Genomic DNA, 926 nt, shown 5'->3' on the forward strand with positions numbered 1-926 from the left:
GGTTTTGGTTGCCTCTGCATTAAATAATTTTAAACTTGAGAAAGCCAAAGCTACAGATGCCCTTTCGACACTAATTGATAATTCTTTTCTGTTAGAAAGATTTAATGCGCTAATACAGGGGTAGCTATGAGTGTACCTATCATATTGGTTGATGATGAAGTTGATATTCTAAAGTCACTAAAGCGCACTTTGCGTTTACTACATTATGAAGTTATATATACCGAGGACCCCAAACAAGCGCTAAGTTTGATAAAGGAGCACAAACCTCAAGTACTGATCACTGACTTCAAAATGCCTAGTATGAATGGTCAGGAGCTTATTCAGGAAGCAAAGAAGCATGATCCTAATATAGAATGCATCGTCCTTAGTGGGCAAGCTGACTATAATGATATGAAGTCACTAATCAACGCTAACAATACCTTTAAATTTTTATCCAAGCCTTGGAATAATGAAGAGCTTTACACAACGGTTGAAGCGGCACTCACTAATCATCACAAAAACGAATTAAAAACCCAGATATTGCGCAGCAATAATATGCCTTTAGTGGAAGTTAATAGCATTGGTAATGTTATTGACTGCAATTACGCCTACACAGAGTTAGTTTTAAACGAACTAAATAAAGGTAATTTTTTTCAACTTTTTAATTTTGAAAGTGATAAATGTCTTGATGACTTTGCTGAACGCAGAATTGCAACACTAACAAGCTCTAGGGTACTATGCCAAGTTGAGCTCAAGCTAAAAACAGAGTCAAGCTACTTACTTATCATCAAGCCCCTTTCCAACCAGCAGGATCAATACCCTAATTTCTATCAGAGCAAACTTAGCTTTCTAGAGCATATTAATCGCACTGATAATTCTGTCATGATCTGTCTTAAAATTCGTGACTTGCTTGTTAAGAATATTATTTCTAATACCCCGATATATTC

1 protein-coding gene is annotated in these 926 nt (G+C 35.9%); it reads left to right on the forward strand.

From position 1 onward, the window contains the following. Positions 1-126: 126 nt before the first annotated feature. The coding region (locus tag L1D50_RS23100; protein ID WP_239966945.1) for a response regulator at positions 127-926 on the forward strand (800 nt) is incomplete at its 3' end.

The sequence above is a fragment of the Pseudoalteromonas sp. Isolate6 genome, from assembly GCF_022398435.1.
In the GTDB taxonomy this organism is placed as follows: domain Bacteria; phylum Pseudomonadota; class Gammaproteobacteria; order Enterobacterales; family Alteromonadaceae; genus Pseudoalteromonas; species Pseudoalteromonas galatheae.